The following is an 18,331-nucleotide window of genomic DNA, read 5'->3' as shown; positions in this document are numbered from 1 at the left end:
CGAAACCCTCGCTGTGAAGGTACGCGGGGCAGCCCCCGGAGTGTCAGTGCCGAGGCATAGACTTCGACGCTGTCCCCCAGAGTGTCCGTGACTGGTGGGACACCCGTCGCCGTACGTTTCCCCTGGAGGCCGCAGCCGTGTCAAAGCCGCCGTTCACGCACCTGCACGTCCACACCCAGTACTCGCTGCTGGACGGTGCCGCGCGGCTCAAGGACATGTTCAACGCGTGCAACGAGATGGGCATGACCCACATCGCCATGTCCGACCACGGCAACCTCCACGGGGCGTACGACTTCTTCCACAGCGCGAAGAAGGCCGGGGTCACCCCGATCATCGGCATCGAGGCCTATGTCGCCCCCGAGTCCCGGCGCAACAAGCGCAAGATCCAGTGGGGCCAGCCGCACCAGAAGCGGGACGACGTCTCCGGTTCGGGTGGTTACACCCACAAGACGATCTGGGCGGCCAACGCGACCGGTCTGCACAACCTCTTCCGGCTCTCCTCGGACGCGTACGCCGAGGGCTGGCTGCAGAAGTGGCCCCGGATGGACAAGGAGACCATCTCCCAGTGGTCCGAGGGCCTCATCGCCTCCACCGGCTGCCCCTCCGGCGAGCTCCAGACCCGGCTGCGCCTGGGCCAGTTCGACGAGGCGCTGAAGGCGGCCTCCGAGTACCAGGACATCTTCGGCAAGGACCGCTACTTCCTGGAGCTGATGGACCACGGCATCGAGATCGAGCGCCGGGTCCGCGACGGCCTCCTGGAGATCGGCAAGAAGCTCGGCATCCCGCCGCTGGTGACGAACGACTCGCACTACACGTACGCGCACGAGGCGACCGCGCACGACGCCCTGCTGTGCATCCAGACCGGCAAGAACCTCTCCGACCCGGACCGCTTCCGCTTCGACGGCACCGGCTACTACCTGAAGTCCACGGAGGAGATGTACGCCATCGACTCCTCGGACGCCTGGCAGGAGGGCTGCGCCAACACCCTCCTGGTCGCCGAGCAGATCGACACCTCCGGCATGTTCGAGGCGAAGAACCTCATGCCGAAGTTCGACATTCCCGAGGGCTTCACCGAGGTCACCTGGTTCAAGGAGGAGGTCCGCCGGGGGATGGAGCGCCGCTTCCCGGGCGGCGTTCCCGAGGACCGGCAGAAGCAGGTCGAGTACGAGATGGACGTCATCATCCAGATGGGGTTCCCGGGCTACTTCCTCGTCGTCGCCGACTTCATCATGTGGGCCAAGAAGAACGGCATCGCGGTCGGCCCGGGCCGAGGCTCCGCGGCCGGTTCGATCGTCGCCTACGCCATGGGTATCACCGACCTCGACCCGATCCCGCACGGTCTGATCTTCGAGCGGTTCCTCAACCCCGAGCGCGTCTCCATGCCCGACGTCGACATCGACTTCGACGAGCGCAGGCGCGTCGAGGTGATCCGGTACGTGACCGAGAAGTACGGCGCCGACAAGGTCGCCATGATCGGCACCTACGGCAAGATCAAGGCGAAGAACGCGATCAAGGACTCCGCGCGCGTGCTGGGCTACCCGTACGCGATGGGAGACCGCCTCACCAAGGCCATGCCCGCCGACGTCCTCGGCAAGGGCATCGACCTCAACGGCATCACCGACCCCTCGCACCCGCGCTACAGCGAGGCCGGCGAGATCCGGGCGATGTACGAGAACGAGCCGGACGTGAAGAAGGTCATCGACACCGCCAAGGGCGTCGAGGGCCTGGTCCGGCAGATGGGTGTGCACGCCGCCGGCGTGATCATGTCCAGCGAGCCCATCGTCGACCACGCCCCGATCTGGGTGCGGCACACGGACGGCGTGACCATCACGCAGTGGGACTACCCGCAGTGCGAGTCGCTCGGCCTGCTGAAGATGGACTTCCTCGGCCTGCGCAACCTGACGATCATGGACGACGCCGTCAAGATGGTGAAGTCCAACAAGGGCATCGACCTCGACCTGCTGGCCCTGCCGCTCGACGACCCCAAGACCTTCGAACTGCTCCAGCGCGGTGAGACCCTCGGCGTCTTCCAGTTCGACGGCGGCCCCATGCGCTCGCTGCTGCGTCTGATGAAGCCCGACAACTTCGAGGACATCTCCGCCGTCTCGGCGCTCTACCGTCCGGGCCCGATGGGCATGGACTCGCACACCAACTACGCGCTGCGCAAGAACAAGCTCCAGGAGATCACCCCGATCCACCCGGAGCTGGAGGAGCCCCTCGAAGAGGTCCTCGCGGTCACCTACGGCCTGATCGTCTACCAGGAGCAGGTGCAGAAGGCCGCCCAGATCATCGCCGGGTACTCGCTCGGCGAGGCCGACATCCTGCGCCGCGTGATGGGCAAGAAGAAGCCCGACGAGCTGGCGAAGAACTTCGTCCTCTTCCAGGAAGGCGCCAAGAAGAAGGGCTACAGCGACGAGGCCATCAAGGCCCTGTGGGACGTGCTGGTCCCCTTCGCCGGCTACGCCTTCAACAAGGCGCACTCGGCCGCGTACGGCCTGGTCTCCTACTGGACCGCCTACCTCAAGGCCAACCACCCCGCCGAGTACATGGCCGGACTGCTCACCTCCGTCAAGGACGACAAGGACAAGTCCGCCGTCTACCTCAACGAGTGCCGGCGCATGGGCATCAAGGTGCTCCCGCCGAACGTGAACGAGTCGGTGCACAACTTCGCCGCCCAGGGCGACGACGTGATCCTCTTCGGCCTCGAAGCGGTGCGCAACGTCGGTACCAACGTGGTCGAGTCGATCATCAGGAGCCGCAAGGCCAAGGGGAAGTACGCCTCCTTCCCCGACTACCTCGACAAGGTCGAGGCGGTCGCCTGCAACAAGCGCACCACGGAGTCGCTGATCAAGGCGGGCGCCTTCGACACCATGGGGCACACCCGCAAGGGCCTCACCGCGCACTTCGAGCCGATGATCGACAACGTCGTGCAGGTCAAGCGCAAGGAGGCCGAGGGCCAGTTCGACCTCTTCGGCGGGATGGGCGAGGAGGAGACCAGCGAGCCCGGCTTCGGACTCGACGTGGAGTTCACCACCGACGAGTGGGACAAGGCCTATCTGCTCGCCCAGGAGCGGGAGATGCTCGGTCTGTACGTCTCCGACCACCCGCTCTTCGGCCTGGAGCACGTGCTGTCCGACAAGGCCGACGCGGGCATCGCCCAGCTCACCGGAGGTGAGCACGCGGACGGCGCGGTCGTCACCATCGGCGGCATCATCTCGGGCCTCCAGCGCAAGATGACCAAGCAGGGCAACGCCTGGGCGATCGCCACCGTCGAGGACCTCGCCGGCTCCATCGAGTGCATGTTCTTCCCGGCGACCTACCAGCTCGTCTCGACCCAACTCGTCGAGGACGCCGTGGTGTTCGTCAAGGGCCGCCTCGACAAGCGCGAGGACGTGCCCCGGCTGGTGGCGATGGAACTCCAGGTCCCCGACCTGTCCAACGCGGGCACCAACGCGCCCGTGATCCTCACCATCCCTGCCACCAGGGTCACCCCGCCGATGATCAGCCGCCTCGGCGAGATCCTCACCCACCACAAGGGCGAGAGCGAGGTCCGGATCAAGCTCCAGGGCCCGACGAAGACCACGGTCCTGCGCCTGGACCGGCACCGGGTGAAGCCGGACCCGGCGCTCTTCGGCGACTTGAAGGTGCTGCTCGGCCCGTCCTGCCTGGCGGGATAGGACATGTAGAGAGGGCGTACCCCGTGCACGGGGTACGCCCTCTCTGTGTGCCTGGATCTCAACGACCTTTTATGAAGATGTCAGTTGTGACCGAAGCGCTTCTGCTTGCCCTTGCGGGCCATGTCACCCGGAGTCACCTGGGTCATGCGCTGCTCGGCCTGCGCCTCCATCGAGGACTGCTGGGCCTCCTGCTGACCACGCTCGGACTGCGGCTGCTTGCGGTCACGGTTCTTGTTCTTGGCCATGGTGATCTGCCTCCTGAGGGGGATCTAGGGGCCAGGGCCGGAATCAGATTCACATAAGCTGAAAAAGAACGCATTTCGGATAATTACCGTCCGTGACAGGGCTCGTCGCCCCGCGATCTGCCGAAACGCCACGCCGAAGATCGAGTTCCGGCCGTTAACCTCCGCGCGGTCGGGCAGACTCGAAGGAAGTCCGAAGTAAACCGCCTCGGAAGAGGGTGAGTCGCGTGGACCGCTGCATCGTCCTGGTGGACGCCGGGTATCTGCTGGGCGCCGCCGCCTCCCTCCTTGCCGGGGAACCCTCGCGATCCCGGATCACCGTCGATCACCCCGCCCTCATCCAGGGCCTGCGCGAACGCGCCGAGTCGGACACCGAACGGCCCCTGCTGCGCATCTACTGGTTCGACGGCGCCCCCGACCGCGTCCCCCAGCCCGAGCACCGCAGGCTGCGGGTGATGCCCCGGGTCACCGTCCGGCTGGGCGCCCTGACCCGCAGCGACGGACGCTGGGCCCAGAAGGGCGTCGACGCGGCCATGCACGCCGAGCTCACCGAACTGGCCCGCAACCGCGCCTGCTCCGACATCGTCCTGGTCACCGGCGACGGCGATCTGCTGCCGGGCATGATGGCCGCCAAGGAGCACGGCGTCGCCGTACACCTGTGGGCCGTCCAGGCCGCCGACGGGGACTACAACCAGTCCGAGGACCTCGTCGCCGAGGCCGACGAACGGCGCGTCCTGGACCGTACGTGGATCACCAAGGCCGTACGCGCCAAGGACCTCGGCGGGATCTGCGCGCCGCCGCCCGTGCCGCGTCCCGAGATCGCCGCGATCCTGTCCGCACCGCTGCCCGAATCCGCACTCGCCGCGGCGGCCGAACGATCCGCCGACGACAGCGACCACGCCCCCGCCGCCTCGGAGAACGGCACCCAGGAGCGCGTGCCCGCGCCCAAGGGCGTGCCCACCCCCAAGGACCTGGCCGCCCTGCGCGGCCCCGGCACCCAGCCGCAGCAGCCCGCGAACGCGACCCTGCGCTGGTCCTCCGACAAAGGCTGGGTCGACCGCCCCGGCGGCCCCGCCGAGCCGCCCGAGGTCGCCTCGATGCCCACCCTCGCCCAGCTGACCAGCGCCGAGCAGCGATGGGCGGACCGCGAGGAGGACATCACCACCGTCGGCGGCGATCCGTTCGAGGTCGGGCAGGTCTTCGCGCGGCGCTGGATGGAGCGGCTGGGCGACCAGGGCCATCTGCAGAAGCTCTCGGGCATGTATCCGCGCGTCCCGCACCGGATCGACGGGGAGCTGCTGCGGTACGCCGCCCGGTTCGGACTGCTCGCCCACAAGGACGACCAGATCGACGAGCACGACCGCTACGCCATCCGTGCCGGGTTCTGGCGCGAGATCGACGTACGGACCGCCGCCGAACACGCTCCCGCGGGGGAGTGAAACGGCACATACGCCGCCCCCGAGGGCGAGCGGAGCCTGCCGACCCCGTACTCTCGTCCCTTGTGAGTACGCGCGCGGCACAGGCACTTCGGCACGGTGACGATGTCGTGTGCGCGGTGCGCGGACTGACCAAGACCTATCCGGCGGTACGCGGCCGGCGCGGGGTCCCCGCGACCCCCGAGGTGCGTGCCACCGACGATGTGCGGCTCGACATCCGGCGCGGCGAGATCTTCGGACTCCTCGGGCCGAACGGCGCCGGCAAGTCCACCCTCGTACGGCAGCTCACCGGGCTGATGCGGCCCGACCGGGGCAGCGTCGAGATCCTCGGCCACGACATCGTGCGCCACCCGGAGCGGGCCGCGCGGATCCTCGCCTATCTCGGCCAGGAGTCCACCGCCCTGGACGAACTGACCGTCTCGCTCGCCGCCGAGACCACCGGGCGACTGCGCGGACTAGAGGCACGCGCCGCGCGGGCCGAGCGGGACGCCGTACTCGACGAACTGGGGCTCACCCCGCTCGCCGGACGGGCCATCAACAAGCTCTCCGGCGGTCAGCGGCGGCTGGCGTGCCTGGCCGCCGCGCTGGTCGGGGAGCGGCCGCTGCTGGTGCTCGACGAGCCGACCACCGCGATGGACCCCGTCGCCCGGCGGGCCGTCTGGTCCGCCGTGGACCGGCGGCGGGCCGAGCGCGGGACGACCGTCCTGCTCGTCACCCACAACGTCATCGAGGCCGAGACCGTCCTCGACCGGGTCGCCGTCCTGGACCAGGGCAGGGTGATCGCCTGTGACACCCCCGTCGGGCTCAAGGAGCAGGTCGCCGGGGAGGTCCGGGTCGACCTCGTATGGCGCGAGGCCGCTCCGCTGCACGTCCCCGAGGTCGCCGCGCTCCAGGACCGGGCCGTCGCCTCCGGGCGCCGCTGGACGCTGCGGCTCGCGCCCGAGGAGGCGCGGGCGGTCGTCGCGACGGTGACCGGGGGAGCGGCCTTCGCCGCCCTCGACGACTTCACCCTGGCCACGCCGAGCCTGGAGGACGTCTACCTGGCGCTCGGCGGGGCGGCGCAGCAGGGGCTGGTGAAGGCGTGAGCGCGATGCGGGACCTTGAGCCGGGCTTGAGTGCGCGGGCCGTAGCATCCGTACGGAACAGGACGAACGCCGGAGTGACCCCGTCTGTGAGAGGGAGCAGCGCCACGTGAGTGTCGTACCCGCCGAGGTTCTGCCGGGCAGCGCCCGGGCCGTCGAGGAGACGGTCCGCGGCGCGGCCGAGCTCGGGCCGCGTGCGCGGCTGTGGCCGTCGCTCGCGGCCGTGTACCGGGCGCAGCTGTCCCGTGCGCGGGTGGCGCGCATCCCGCTGCTGTTCGTGGCCACCTTCCAGTCGGTCGGGATCATGGTCCTCATGCGGGGGGTCGTGGACGGCGGGGCCGAGGCGCAGGCCGTGGTCGCGGGATCGTCGGTGCTCGTCGTGGCCTTCGTCGCGCTGAACCTGCTCGCGCAGTACTTCGGACAGCTGCGGGCCAGCGGCGGACTCGACCACTACGCCACGCTGCCGGTGCCGCCGGCCGCCGTGGTGCTCGGGGCCGCTGGGGCGTACGCCTCCTTCACCGTGCCGGGGACCGTGGTGACCGCGGTGTTCGGGTGCGTGCTGTTCGGGCTGCCGCTGGCGCATCTGTGGGTGCTCGTCGCCGTGATCCCACTGGCGGGAGCGGCCCTCGCCGGGCTCGGGGCGGCCTTCGGGCTGCTCGCGCCGAGGCCGGAACTGGCCACGGTGCTCGGGCAGTTGGGGATGTCCGCGGCGCTGCTGCTCGGCGTGCTGCCGGCCGACCGGATGCCGGAGGCGGTGCGGCTCCTGCGGGATCTGCTGCCGTCGACCTACGGCGTGGAGGCGTTCGCGCGGACGTTCGGACCGCATCCCGACTGGGCGTTCGTGCTCGGTGACCTCGCCGTGTGCGGGCTCGTGGGGGTCGTGTCGCTGGCCGTCGCCACCTGGGCGTACCGTCGGGCGGCCGTCCGGTGACGCGCCGCACAGGCGGGCCTGGCACGATGTCAGGGTGACCGCACCGTTGACTCCGCCCCCGCCGCCGCACGAACAGCCCTCGCACGCCGCGTGGCAGTCGCCTGCCGCCGGGTACAAGGCTCCCGCGTCCCACGAGGCCGCGTACGACGGTCCCGGCATGGCGACCGAAGTACGCGAGGCCGTCGTCGTCGCCCTCGCCGTGGCGCTCGGCGGGGTGCTGCTCGGGGTGTTGTGGTGGTGGCTGGCGCCGCATGTGCCGCTCGTCGGGGACGTCGTCGACAAGAGCTGGGTCGTCTACCTCGGGGACACCGAGGGGGAGCAGGCGATCGGGGTCGACGGAACGTTCACTCTGCTGGGGCTGGCGTTCGGTCTCGTGAGCGCGCTCGTGGTGTTCCTGGTGCGGCGGCGCGGTGGTGTGCCGCTGGTCGTGGCGCTGGGCGTCGGGGGGCTTCTCGGGTCGCTGCTGGCCTGGCGGGTCGGGATCTGGCTGGGGCCCGCGCAGGATGTGATCGCCCATGCGAAGTCCGTGGGCAAGGGGGTCACGTTCTCGGCGCCGCTGAAGTTGTCGGCCAAGGGGGCGTGGCTGGCGTGGCCGTTCGGGGCGCTGGTGGTGCATCTGGGGCTCACGGCGTTGTTCGGGCCGCGGGATCCTGAGCCGTATCCGCCGCAGGGGCCGTACGGGCCTCATGGGGCGCCGTCGGTGTAGGGCTTCGGTGGGCGGTGGGCGGTGGTCGCGGCGAGGGTTTTCTCGCCCCCGCCGCCCCTACCCGTCCCCGTCCCTGGGGGCTGCGCCCCCAGACCCCCGCTTCGGCCCTGAAGGGGCCTTGTCCTCAAACGCCGGACGGGCTGAAAAGACCTGGTTCTATGCCGGTCGCCTGCCGTGGTTTGCTCGGCCCTTTTTCGTGCGCCACTTTCGCTTTCGCGTTTTCTTCGACATGTCCCTCGTGCTTAGCCGAGGAGGGCGGCCGCGTCGAGAGGTCAGGCGCGGCCGATGGGGGCCAGGATCGCCTGGGTCAGTGCGGAGAGGGACTCGGGGGCGAGTTCGACCTCCAGGCCTCTGCGGCCCGCCGAGACGCAGATCGTGGGGTGGGCCGAGGCCGAGGCGTCCAGGACCGTCGGGAGCTTCTTGCGCTGGCCCAGCGGGGAGATACCGCCCCGGACGTAGCCCGTGGTGCGTTCGGCCAGGGCCGGGTCGGCCATGGCGGCGCGCTTGCCGCCGACCGCCGTGGCGAGCGCCTTCAGGTCCAGCTGGCCGGCGACCGGGACCACGGCCACCGTCAGGGCGCCGTCGACGTCGGCCACCAGGGTCTTGAAGACGCGCTCCGGGGAGACGCCCATCGCCTCGGCCGCCTCCTCGCCGTAGGAGGGGTGGGCGGGGTCGTGGTCGTAGGCGTGAACCGTGTACTGCACGCCCGCCGCCGTCAGCGCCACCGTCGCGGGCGTGCCGCCCGACTGCTGCTGTTTCTTCGACTTCTTCGCCATTGAGGGCCCCGGCTCAGTTCAGACTCGTCGGACCGCGCGTCAGGTCCGACGCCGGCAACGACGGCAGATTACGGATGATGGAGGTCTCCGAGCGAAGGAGTTTCAGCTCGTCACGCAGGCGGGACGCGGAGTCGGGAGCCTGGAGCAGGCGCTGCCTGGTCGGGGTGTCCAGCATCATCGCCGCGGCCACCAGGTAGGACACCACCGAGGGTTCGTCCGGCAGCTCCGAACCCGTCGTCAGCGAGCGCTCGCGGGCGCCCGCCAGACGCTTCTGGTACTGGCGGAAGGCCCTGAGAACGCCCTCCGCCAGCGCGCCCGCCCCTTCGCCCGGCTCCTCCGGGAGCTCTTCCAGCTCCGCCGTCAGGAACGGACCCGAGGCGTCCACCGACAGCAACCGCACGCGCCTGGTGCCCGTCGCCAGCACTTCGAACGTGCCGTCCTCGCGCTCCCGGATCGTCGCCGCGTCGGCCACGCAGCCGGTGCCGTGGAACGCCTTGAGCGGGTCCGTGCCGAAGCCCGCCGCGGGCCCGCGTTCGGGCAGGGCCGTCGGGTCGGGCATGCCGGGGGAGCTCACGGCGACCTCGAGGCCGTCGCGGATCGCCACGACGGCGAAGCGGCGCGATTCGTCCTCGGGGGTTTTGAGCAGTTCGCGCATCATGGCGCGATAGCGCTCCTCGAAGACGTTCAGCGGCAGCACCAGCCCCGGGAACAGAACCGAGTTCAGAGGGAAGAGGGGAAGACGGACGGTGGTCACGGCGCAGAAGCCTAATGGTCGCCGGGGTGTGCACGTTCCGTGTGCCCACTCCGTGGATGTCCGGAGGCCGCGTGCAGGCGGACCTCTTCGCGCAGCTCCAGGAACCGGCCCAGTGGATCGTCGGAGAGCCGGTCCCAGGGGAATGACGTGGCGTACGGGCCGATGAGCCTCACCTGTTCGAGCGCGTCCGCCCAGCGGCTCAGGCGGGACAGGACGTAGGCCAGCTTGTTCCGCATCTCCGCCGGCCAGGGGTCGGCCGCCGGGAAACGGGCCGACAGCGCGATCGCCCGGTCCGCCGCCGCGTCCAGCCGCCCGAGCGCCACGTCGGGTCCGCAATCGTCGGTCAGATAGGCGAGGGCGGCACGTGTCGGCAGCGCCTGGACGAGGGAGTCCGCGGGGGCGTCCTGTGCGGCCGTCTCCGCGAAGTCGAAGCACTCGTGGTGGGAGCCGTGCCAGCTTTCCGCGAGGTAGCGCAGGGCGGCGGCATGGCAGCCGTAGTGGTGCGGGGCGCGGCGGATCGCCGCCTCCCACAGCTCCTCGAAGTACTTGTGCCCGGCGTTCGAGCCGTGTGCGTGGTCCAGCGCTATCCGCCACGGCACCGGATCGCGGTCGTCGCCGCGTGCGGCGGCCGTGATCAGCGGGCTCACCTCGCGCAGCAGCTCCGCCCTGGCCGGCGACTGCCAGGCGCGGGCCACCGCGAGCTGGGCGCCGACCAGCAGCATGTCCGGGTCGTGCGGGGCGGCCTTACGCCAGTCCTCGAACCACTCGGCGCGCGACTGCGCGAAGGACGCCAGCCGTACGGCGTACCGGTCGCGGTTCTCCCACGCGGCCTCCTCGCGGGTGGCGGCGAGCAGCCGGGACGCGGTCTGCCAGGTGCCCTGCCCGGCGGCCACGAGGGCGGGGCCCAGGTGGTCGTCCGGCGCGTCAAGGAGCACCTCGTCGTCGGCGGGGAGCGCGACGGCGGGATGCTGGACGGGGGTCCTGGCCGTCCTCGGGGAGCGGACGAAGGGGGGCAGCAGAGCCATGGTGTCGACCATTGAAAAGCCGCTGGTCCGGGATGCGCCAGAGGTTTCGAGCAAAGTGTGGAAAGTTGTACGGCGGTAGGTCAAGAGTCGGTAAAGCGTTTACTGTTCAACAACTGTTCGCCCGCTGTGCCCCGCGGCCTAGCTCCGCCGCAGCAGCCTCGTCGCCCCGGCCGCCACCGTCGTCGCCAGGATCCAGCCCAGCAGGATCATCACCGCGGCCAGCCACTGCCAGCCGCCCCTGAGTTGCCAGAACCCGACCTGGCCCAGGTCGATGACCGGCAGAAGCAGGTCGAGGGCGAACAGGGCCGGGTTCCAGTACGGCGCCTCGCCGCTCTTGATCGGCGGATGGTTCGCGTGCGCGAAGGCCAGCGAGGCCGCCGCCCACAGCACCGCCATCCACACCAGGGCCCGCCCCGGCCGGTACCCGTAGGCGACCGTCCAGTCCTGCGCGTACCCCCACAGCTTGGCGGCGGGCGGCAGCGTCTCGCGGCGCCGGCGCTGCTTGGCGAGCAGCACCTCGCGCGCGTCCTCGTCCTCGCCGCCCGACCGCAGCACCGTCGCCAGCCGTTCGTACGGCTCCGGGTTGTACTCGGCGGTCGCCGCGGTCACCCACTCCAGCCGCTCGGCGAGCGGGAACGGGCCCCTCGGCACCAGGTTCTCGTAGCTGAAGCCGCCCATGTGCAGCCGCCCGGGGCCCGGCCAGCTGTCCGTGCGGTCCATCAGGTTCACCACCCGCGCCCCCGACAGCACGACCGTGCCGCGCGCCGGATGCTCCCCGAGGAAGCGCAGCTCGGGCGTCTGGATGCGGCGCAGCGACACCTCCTGGTCGTCGGTGAGCGTGAACCGCGCCCGCTCGAAGTCGAGGGCGTCCCCGAACCGCCCGTCGTCCAGGCGCAGTCCGCCCTCGCACGTGAACCGCTGGATACGCGTCCCGCGCGCCGGGGTCGCCCCGCTCAGCAGCGCGTTGCCGATGCCCGCCGGGGTCAGGTACATCGAGCGCTCGACGGTCAGCTGCGGTGCGTTCAGCGCGAGCCGCGTGTACGGGTTGGTCAGCTTCGCGCCGCGCAGGCTCAGCGAGACGCCGATCTGGGCGCTGCGCAGGCTCAGCTCGCCGTGCGACTCGAGGAGCTCGGCCTGGAGATCCTGCCCGACGGTCATGCCGTCGGCGGCGATCGAGCGGCCGCTGCGGTCCCGGTAGACGATCGCCTGGTTGAGCAGCAGGTCGGTGCCGATGTGGGCGTCGGTCAGCCGTACGCCGTTGTGGAAGCGGCAGCGGGGGAGGTGCAGGTCGCCCTCGGTGTGGATGCGGGCGGCCTCCAGGCGCGGCACCGAGCAGTCCACCATCCGCATGGTCGTGAAGCGGGCCTCCGGCATCAGGACGTCCCGCTCGAAACGGCAGCCCCGCATCTCCACGTACGGCACCACGATGCCGCCGGCCAGCTCCAGCGTGCCGCTGATCTGCACCCCGCTGAGCTTCAGCGACGACACCCGGCCCGCGAGCGCGGGCGGCCCGTCCAGGAGCAGCCAGCACACGATCCGGGCCCGCACGGTCCGCTCGGGTCCCCACGGATGCCCGCCGTGCGGATCGTCGACGACCGAGTCGCCGCTGCTCAGGTCGTACACGCTGCCGTTGCGGAAGGCCTGCCACATCCCGGCCTCGGCGGCGGTCAGATCGTCCGGCAGGTCCCCGTCCCGGGTGCCGGCCCCGTCGGTCACGACTGTTCCGTCCCTCTCCGTCGCTCACTTGTTTCGCACAACTGTTCATGCTGGTCATGCCCGCTCGGTGACGCCCTGAACGCTAGACGTGAGGGGGATCTTCCAGGTTGCGTATCAGCCACTGGAATGCCCGAACGACGCCGAACCGCGGTCTGAGAGAATTGACCCCGTGATCTCCCGAATCGATCTGCGCGGCGACGCCCTCCCCGAGGGCCCCGCCCTGCGCGACCTGCTGCCCCGAGCCGACTTCGACGTCTCGGCCGCCCTGGAGAAGGTGCGTCCGATCTGCGAGGCCGTGCATCATCGGGGCGACGCGGCGCTGATCGACTTCGCCGAGAAGTTCGACGGCGTGCGGCTGGATTCCGTACGGGTCCCGGCCCAGGCCATCAGCGACGCGCTGGAATCCCTCGACCCGGCCGTGCGCGCGGCCCTCGAGGAGTCCATCCGCCGCGCCCGCCTCGTCCACCGCGCGCAGCGTCGCAGCACCCACACGACCCAGGTCGTGCCCGGCGGTTCCGTCACCGAGAAGTGGGTGCCGGTCGACCGGGTCGGGCTGTACGCGCCCGGCGGACGGGCCGTCTACCCGTCCTCCGTGATCATGAACGTCGTCCCGGCCCAGGAGGCCGGCGTCGAGTCCCTCGCCCTCGCCTCCCCGGCGCAGGCCGACTTCGGCGGCCTCCCGCACCCGACGATCCTCGCCGCGTGCGCGCTGCTCGGCGTCGACGAGGTGTACGCCGCCGGTGGCGCGACCGCCGTCGCGATGTTCGCCTACGGCACCGAGTCCTGCGCGCCCACCACCATGGTCACCGGCCCCGGCAACATCTGGGTGGCCGCGGCCAAGCGCTACTTCACCGGCAAGATCGGCATCGACGCCGAGGCGGGCCCGACCGAGATCGCGATCCTCGCGGACGACACCGCCGACCCGGTGCACGTCGCCTCCGACCTGATCAGCCAGGCCGAGCACGACCCGCTCGCGGCGGCCGTCCTGGTCACCGACTCCGTCGCGCTCGCGGACGCGGTCGAGAAGGAACTGGAGCCGCAGGTCGCGGCCAGCAAGCACATCGACGACCGGATCGTCCCCGCCCTCAAGGGCCGGCAGTCCGCGATCGTCCTCGTCGACGGCATCGACGAGGGACTGCGGGTCGTCAACGCCTACGGCGCCGAGCACCTGGAGATCCAGACCGCCGACGCCACCGCGGTCGCCGAGCGGGTCCGCAACGCCGGCGCGGTCTTCATCGGCCCCTGGGCTCCCGTGTCCCTCGGCGACTACGCCGCCGGGTCCAACCACGTCCTGCCCACCGGCGGCTGCGCCTGCCACTCCTCCGGGCTGTCGGTGCAGTCCTTCCTCCGGGGCATCCACATCGTCGACTACTCGAAGGAAGCGCTGGCCGACGTGGCGCATCACGTGGTGACGCTGGCGGAGGCGGAAGACCTGCCGGCCCACGGGGCGGCGATCAAGGCGCGGTTCGGATGGAAGGTTCCCGAGAGCAAGTGACCGGCATCGACGATCTCCCCGTACGGGACGAGCTGCGCGGCAAGTCCCCCTACGGCGCGCCCCAGTTGGACGTCCCCGTACGGCTGAACACCAACGAGAACCCCTACCCGCTGCCCGAACCGCTGGTCGAGCGCATCACCGAGCGGGTCCGTGAGGCCGCCCGGAACCTCAACCGCTACCCGGACCGGGACGCCGTGGAACTGCGCACGCGGCTCGCCAAGTACCTGACGGACACGTCCGGTCACGAGGTGGGCCTGGCCAACGTGTGGGCCGCGAACGGCTCCAACGAGGTCATCCAGCAGCTGTTGCAGACCTTCGGCGGGCCGGGCCGCACCGCGATCGGCTTCGAGCCGTCGTACTCGATGCACGGGCTCATCTCGCGCGGCACCGGCACCGGCTGGATCTCCGGTCCGCGCAACGAGGACTTCACGATCGACCTCGCCGCCGCCGAGAAGGCGATCGCCGAGAACCGGCCGGACGTCGTCTTCGTCACCACCCCCAACAACCCCACCGGCACCGCGGTCCCGGCCGAGACGGTCCTCGCCCTGTACGAGGCCGCGCAGGCCGCCAAGCCCTCGCTGGTCGTGGTCGACGAGGCGTACATCGAGTTCAGCCACGGCGCCTCGCTGCTGCCGCTGATCGAAGGCCGGCCGAATCTCGTCGTCTCCCGGACGATGTCGAAGGCCTTCGGCGCGGCCGGCCTGCGCCTCGGCTACCTCGCCGCGCACCCGGCGGTCGTCGACGCCGTACAGCTCGTACGACTGCCCTACCACCTGTCGTCGATCACCCAGGCGACCGCCCTGGCCGCGCTGGAGCACACCGACACGCTGCTGAAGTACGTCGAGCAGCTGAAGGCGGAGCGGGACCGGCTGGTCGCCGAACTGCTGGCGGCCGGATACGAGGTCACGGCGTCGGACGCCAACTTCGTGCAGTTCGGGCGGTTCGACGACTCCCACACCGTGTGGCAGAAGATCCTCGACCGGGGTGTCCTGGTCCGGGACAACGGAGTGCCGGGCTGGCTGCGGGTCAGCGCCGGAACCCCCGAAGAGAACGACGCGTTCCTCGACGCGGTCCGTGAACTGAAGAAGGAGCAGAGCGCATGAGCCGCGTAGGCCGCGTAGAGCGGGTGACCAAGGAGACCTCGGTCCTCGTCGAGATCGACCTCGACGGGTCCGGCAAGGTCGATGTGTCGACAGGTGTCGGCTTCTACGACCACATGCTCGACCAGCTCGGCCGCCACGGTCTGTTCGACCTGACCGTGAAGACCGAGGGCGATCTGCACATCGACTCGCACCACACCATCGAGGACAGCGCCCTCGCCCTCGGCGCCGCCTTCAAGCAGGCGCTCGGCGACAAGGTCGGCATCTACCGCTTCGGCAACTGCACGGTCCCGCTGGACGAGTCCCTCGCCCAGGTCACCGTCGACCTGTCCGGCCGCCCCTACCTCGTGCACACCGAGCCCGAGAAGATGGCGCCGATGATCGGCGAGTACGACACCACGATGACCCGGCACATCCTGGAGTCCTTCGTCGCCCAGGCCCAGATCGCGCTGCACGTGCACGTGCCGTACGGTCGCAACGCGCACCACATCGTGGAGTGCCAGTTCAAGGCGCTGGCCCGGGCCCTGCGCTACGCCTGCGAGCGTGACCCGCGCGCGGCCGGCATCCTCCCGTCCACGAAGGGCGCGCTGTGAACGGGCTGTCGACCGTCCTGATCGTCGTCGGCCTCTTCCTGGCCGGCGGGATCTACTCCTTCGTCAAACAGGGCATGCCCAAGCAGCTCATCGTGCTGCTCTCCATCGGCGCCGCGATGTGTCTCGTCGCCGGCGTCATGAGGCTGGAGGTGTGGAGTTGAGCGCGTCCGCCAAGAAGGTAGTCGTCTTCGACTACGGCTTCGGCAACGTCCGTTCCGCCGAACGGGCCCTCGCCCGCACCGGGGCCGAGGTCGAGATAACGCGTGACTACGACAAGGCCATGAACGCCGACGGCCTGCTGGTGCCCGGCGTCGGCGCCTTCGCCAGCTGCATGAAGGGCCTCAAGGAGGCCCGCGGCGACTGGATCATCGACCGCCGGCTCTCCGGCGGGCGCCCGGTCATGGGCATCTGCGTCGGCATGCAGATCCTCTTCGCGCGCGGCATCGAACACGGCGTGGAGACCGAGGGCGTCGACGAGTGGCCCGGCTCGGTCGAGCCGCTCCAGGCCGACATCGTGCCCCACATGGGCTGGAACACCGTGGACGCGCCGGCCGGCTCCCAGCTGTTCGCCGGCCTGGACGCGGACGCCCGCTTCTACTTCGTGCACTCCTACGCCGTCCACGACTGGACCCTGGAGACCTCGAACCCGGCGATGCGGGCACCGCTCGTGACCTGGTCCACGCACGGCAAGCCCTTCGTGGCCGCCGTGGAGAACGGCGCCCTGTGGGCCACGCAGTTCCACCCCGAGAAGTCCGGCGACGCCGGTGCGCAGCTGCTGAACAACTGGATCGGAACCCTCTGATGCCTTCGAACCCCGCACGGCTCGAACTCCTGCCCGCCGTCGACGTCCGTGACGGCCAGGCCGTCCGTCTCGTGCACGGCGAGTCCGGCACGGAGACCTCGTACGGCTCCCCGCTGGAGGCCGCCCTCGCCTGGCAGCGGGCGGGCGCCGAGTGGCTGCACCTGGTCGACCTGGACGCCGCGTTCGGCACCGGCGACAACCGGGACCTGGTCCGCCAGGTCACCGAGGCCATGGACATCAAGGTGGAGCTGTCCGGCGGCATCCGCGACGACGCCTCCCTCGCGGCGGCCCTCGCCACCGGCTGCACCCGCGTGAACCTCGGCACCGCCGCGCTGGAGACCCCCGAGTGGGTCGCCAAGGTCATCGCCGAACACGGCGACAAGATCGCCGTCGGCCTGGACGTACGCGGCACCACGCTCAAGGGCCGCGGCTGGACCCGCGACGGCGGCGACCTCTACGAGACGCTGGAGCGCCTCGACAAGGAGGGCTGCGCGCGGTACGTCGTCACGGACATCGCGAAGGACGGCACGCTGCAGGGCCCGAACCTGGAGCTGCTCCGCAACGTCTGCGCGGCCACCGACCGGCCGGTCGTGGCCTCCGGCGGGGTCTCGTCGCTGGACGACCTGCGGGCGATCGCCGAGCTGGTACCCCTCGGTGTCGAGGGCTCCATCGTCGGGAAGGCCCTGTACGCGAAGGCGTTCACCCTGGAAGAGGCACTGGAGGCGGTGGCCGAGTGAGCGATCTGCGACGCGTTTCGACCGGCGCGCCCTGGGAGGAGGCCTTCGGGTACTCCCGCGCGGTGGAGCTGCCCAACGGCCTGGTGCTGGTCTCCGGCTGCACGTCGATCGTGGACGGTGAGATCGCCGCGGGCGATCCGTACGAGCAGGCGATCAACTCCTTCAAGGTCGCGTTCGCGGCGCTGGAGCAGTTGGGACTCGGCCCGGCGGACGTCGTGCGGACGCGCATGTACCTCACCCACGGCCGGGACGTGGAGGAGGTCGGACGCGCTCACAAGGAGCTGTTCGACGCCGTCCGGCCCGCCGCATCCATGATCATCGTCTCCGGCTTCGTGGACCCCAGCCTGGTCGTCGAGGTCGAGGTGGAGGCATTCCGCTCCGGCGGAGAACCCGGAGTGTCCGCATGACCCTCGCCGTACGAGTCATCCCCTGCCTGGACGTGGACAACGGCCGGGTCGTCAAGGGCGTCAACTTCCAGAACCTGCGCGACGCGGGCGACCCCGTCGAGATGGCCAAGGTGTACGACGCCGAGGGCGCCGACGAGCTGACGTTCCTGGACATCACCGCCTCGTCGGGCAACCGCGAGACCACCTACGACGTGGTGCGCCGCACCGCCGAGCAGGTCTTCATCCCGCTGACCGTCGGCGGCGGCGTGCGCACCGCCGAGGACGTGGACAAGCTGCTGCGGGCCGGCGCGGACAAGGTGGGCGTCAACACGGCCGCCATCACGCGCCCCGAGCTGATCAAGGAGATCGCGGAGCGGTTCGGGCGCCAGGTCCTGGTGCTGTCGGTGGACGCGCGGCGCACTCCCGAGGGCACCTTCGAGGTCACCACCCACGGCGGCCGCAAGGGCACCGGCATCGACGCCGTCGAGTGGGCGCACCGGGCCGCCGAGCTGGGCGCGGGCGAGATCCTGCTCAACTCGATGGACGCGGACGGCACGAAGGACGGCTACGACCTGGAGATGATCGCCGCCGTCCGCAAGCACGTGACGGTTCCGGTGATCGCCTCCGGCGGCGCGGGCAGGCTCGCCGACTTCGCTCCGGCCATCGAGGCGGGGGCGGACGCGGTGCTGGCGGCTTCGGTCTTCCACTTCGGGGATCTGCGGATCGGCGAGGTGAAGGACGCGCTGCGAGGGGCCGGACACCCCGTGCGGTGACGTGTGTGAGGCGTTGAGGTAAGCCCCGGGCACCTGGTGGCCGGGGCTTACTTGTGGACAGATGCGAAAGAGAAGTTGCGCAAAATTCATTGCGCAACTT

The 18,331-nt window shown here is 70.5% G+C and carries 18 protein-coding genes; 13 read left to right on the top strand and 5 right to left on the bottom strand.

Translation table 11 applies throughout. The annotated features are described in order from the left end of the window. The first annotated feature begins 137 nt into the window (after positions 1-137). On the top strand, positions 138-3,677 hold the full coding sequence (gene dnaE, locus OG381_RS14735; RefSeq protein ID WP_327716563.1) for a DNA polymerase III subunit alpha: 3,540 nt from the start codon (positions 138-140) through the stop codon (positions 3,675-3,677). 80 nt (positions 3,678-3,757) lie between these two features. Here the strand turns inward: dnaE and OG381_RS14730 are convergent, their stop codons facing one another. Beyond that, a complete protein-coding gene (locus tag OG381_RS14730; protein ID WP_266893661.1) occupies positions 3,758-3,922 on the bottom strand; it encodes a hypothetical protein in 165 nt (54 codons plus the stop codon). Positions 3,923-4,146: 224 nt separating this feature from the next. Here OG381_RS14730 and OG381_RS14725 point away from each other — a divergent pair, with 224 nt between their 5' ends. The 4 genes from OG381_RS14725 to OG381_RS14710 all read left to right on the top strand — a co-directional run bounded on the left by OG381_RS14725 (position 4,147) and on the right by OG381_RS14710 (position 8,074). After that, positions 4,147-5,358 carry an NYN domain-containing protein gene (locus OG381_RS14725; RefSeq protein ID WP_327716562.1) on the top strand — a complete coding sequence of 404 codons (1,212 nt, stop codon included), beginning with the start codon at positions 4,147-4,149 and terminating at the stop codon, positions 5,356-5,358. A 107-nt stretch (positions 5,359-5,465) separates the two neighbouring features. After that, entirely contained in the window at positions 5,466-6,440 is a 975-nt protein-coding gene (locus tag OG381_RS14720) for an ABC transporter ATP-binding protein (protein WP_327722462.1), read from the top strand. 106 nt (positions 6,441-6,546) lie between these two features. Beyond that, on the top strand, positions 6,547-7,368 hold the full coding sequence (locus tag OG381_RS14715) for an ABC transporter permease (RefSeq protein ID WP_327716561.1): 822 nt from the start codon (positions 6,547-6,549) through the stop codon (positions 7,366-7,368). Between the two features lie 34 nt (positions 7,369-7,402). Continuing rightward, on the top strand, positions 7,403-8,074 hold the full coding sequence (locus OG381_RS14710) for an AAA family ATPase (protein ID WP_327716560.1): 672 nt from the start codon (positions 7,403-7,405) through the stop codon (positions 8,072-8,074). A 272-nt stretch (positions 8,075-8,346) separates the two neighbouring features. Here the strand turns inward: OG381_RS14710 and ybaK are convergent, their stop codons facing one another. From ybaK to OG381_RS14690, 4 genes are all read right to left on the bottom strand, one after another. Beyond that, complete coding sequence (ybaK, locus tag OG381_RS14705) at positions 8,347-8,850, bottom strand: Cys-tRNA(Pro) deacylase (RefSeq protein ID WP_327716559.1); 504 nt, start codon at positions 8,848-8,850, stop codon at positions 8,347-8,349. Between the two features lie 13 nt (positions 8,851-8,863). After that, on the bottom strand, positions 8,864-9,604 hold the full coding sequence (locus OG381_RS14700) for an LON peptidase substrate-binding domain-containing protein (RefSeq protein ID WP_327716558.1): 741 nt from the start codon (positions 9,602-9,604) through the stop codon (positions 8,864-8,866). Between the two features lie 11 nt (positions 9,605-9,615). Continuing rightward, positions 9,616-10,641: a hypothetical protein gene (locus OG381_RS14695; protein WP_327716557.1), complete on the bottom strand. Its 1,026-nt coding sequence runs from the start codon at positions 10,639-10,641 to the stop codon at positions 9,616-9,618. A gap of 126 nt (positions 10,642-10,767) precedes the next feature. Further along, complete coding sequence (locus OG381_RS14690) at positions 10,768-12,345, bottom strand: oxidoreductase (protein ID WP_327716556.1); 1,578 nt, start codon at positions 12,343-12,345, stop codon at positions 10,768-10,770. 169 nt (positions 12,346-12,514) lie between these two features. Between OG381_RS14690 and hisD the strand changes: the two genes are divergently transcribed. From hisD to hisF, 8 genes are read left to right on the top strand one after another with little or no spacing between them, the layout of a single operon-like run. After that, the gene (hisD, locus tag OG381_RS14685; protein WP_327716555.1) at positions 12,515-13,840 is read left to right on the top strand and encodes a histidinol dehydrogenase; all 1,326 of its coding nucleotides are present in this window, start codon (positions 12,515-12,517) and stop codon (positions 13,838-13,840) included. Further along, entirely contained in the window at positions 13,837-14,943 is a 1,107-nt protein-coding gene (locus OG381_RS14680) for a histidinol-phosphate transaminase (protein ID WP_327716554.1), read from the top strand. The genes hisD and OG381_RS14680 overlap by 4 nt, the downstream gene beginning before the upstream one ends. Continuing rightward, positions 14,940-15,533, top strand: coding sequence for an imidazoleglycerol-phosphate dehydratase HisB (gene hisB, locus OG381_RS14675; RefSeq protein ID WP_266828393.1), 594 nt, complete (start codon positions 14,940-14,942; stop codon positions 15,531-15,533). Before OG381_RS14680 ends, hisB begins: the two co-directional genes overlap by 4 nt. After that, on the top strand, positions 15,530-15,694 hold the full coding sequence (locus OG381_RS14670) for a hypothetical protein (RefSeq protein ID WP_307032053.1): 165 nt from the start codon (positions 15,530-15,532) through the stop codon (positions 15,692-15,694). The genes hisB and OG381_RS14670 overlap by 4 nt, the downstream gene beginning before the upstream one ends. Next, positions 15,685-16,335 carry an imidazole glycerol phosphate synthase subunit HisH gene (gene hisH, locus OG381_RS14665; RefSeq protein ID WP_307032054.1) on the top strand — a complete coding sequence of 217 codons (651 nt, stop codon included), beginning with the start codon at positions 15,685-15,687 and terminating at the stop codon, positions 16,333-16,335. Before OG381_RS14670 ends, hisH begins: the two co-directional genes overlap by 10 nt. After that, positions 16,335-17,072, top strand: coding sequence for a bifunctional 1-(5-phosphoribosyl)-5-((5-phosphoribosylamino)methylideneamino)imidazole-4-carboxamide isomerase/phosphoribosylanthranilate isomerase PriA (gene priA, locus OG381_RS14660; protein ID WP_327716552.1), 738 nt, complete (start codon positions 16,335-16,337; stop codon positions 17,070-17,072). Before hisH ends, priA begins: the two co-directional genes overlap by 1 nt. Then, positions 17,069-17,479 carry a RidA family protein gene (locus OG381_RS14655; RefSeq protein ID WP_327716551.1) on the top strand — a complete coding sequence of 137 codons (411 nt, stop codon included), beginning with the start codon at positions 17,069-17,071 and terminating at the stop codon, positions 17,477-17,479. The genes priA and OG381_RS14655 overlap by 4 nt, the downstream gene beginning before the upstream one ends. Further along, a complete protein-coding gene (hisF, locus tag OG381_RS14650; protein WP_327716550.1) occupies positions 17,476-18,231 on the top strand; it encodes an imidazole glycerol phosphate synthase subunit HisF in 756 nt (251 codons plus the stop codon). Before OG381_RS14655 ends, hisF begins: the two co-directional genes overlap by 4 nt. Positions 18,232-18,331: the final 100 nt, after the last annotated feature.

The sequence above is a fragment of the Streptomyces sp. NBC_00490 genome (assembly GCF_036013645.1).
Lineage (GTDB): Bacteria > Actinomycetota > Actinomycetes > Streptomycetales > Streptomycetaceae > Streptomyces > Streptomyces canus_F.
Note: the sequence above shows the minus strand (reverse complement) of the source record. Positions and strands in the feature narration are given on the sequence as shown.

Coding starts and splice junctions, on each gene's coding strand:
- OG381_RS14730 (WP_266893661.1), bottom strand. CDS start 3,922: ATGGCCAAGAACAAGAACCGTGACCGCAAGCAGCCGCAGTCCGAGCGT.
- ybaK (WP_327716559.1), bottom strand. CDS start 8,850: ATGGCGAAGAAGTCGAAGAAACAGCAGCAGTCGGGCGGCACGCCCGCG.
- OG381_RS14695 (WP_327716557.1), bottom strand. CDS start 10,641: ATGGTCGACACCATGGCTCTGCTGCCCCCCTTCGTCCGCTCCCCGAGG.
- hisB (WP_266828393.1), top strand. CDS start 14,940: ATGAGCCGCGTAGGCCGCGTAGAGCGGGTGACCAAGGAGACCTCGGTC.
- priA (WP_327716552.1), top strand. CDS start 16,335: ATGCCTTCGAACCCCGCACGGCTCGAACTCCTGCCCGCCGTCGACGTC.
- hisF (WP_327716550.1), top strand. CDS start 17,476: ATGACCCTCGCCGTACGAGTCATCCCCTGCCTGGACGTGGACAACGGC.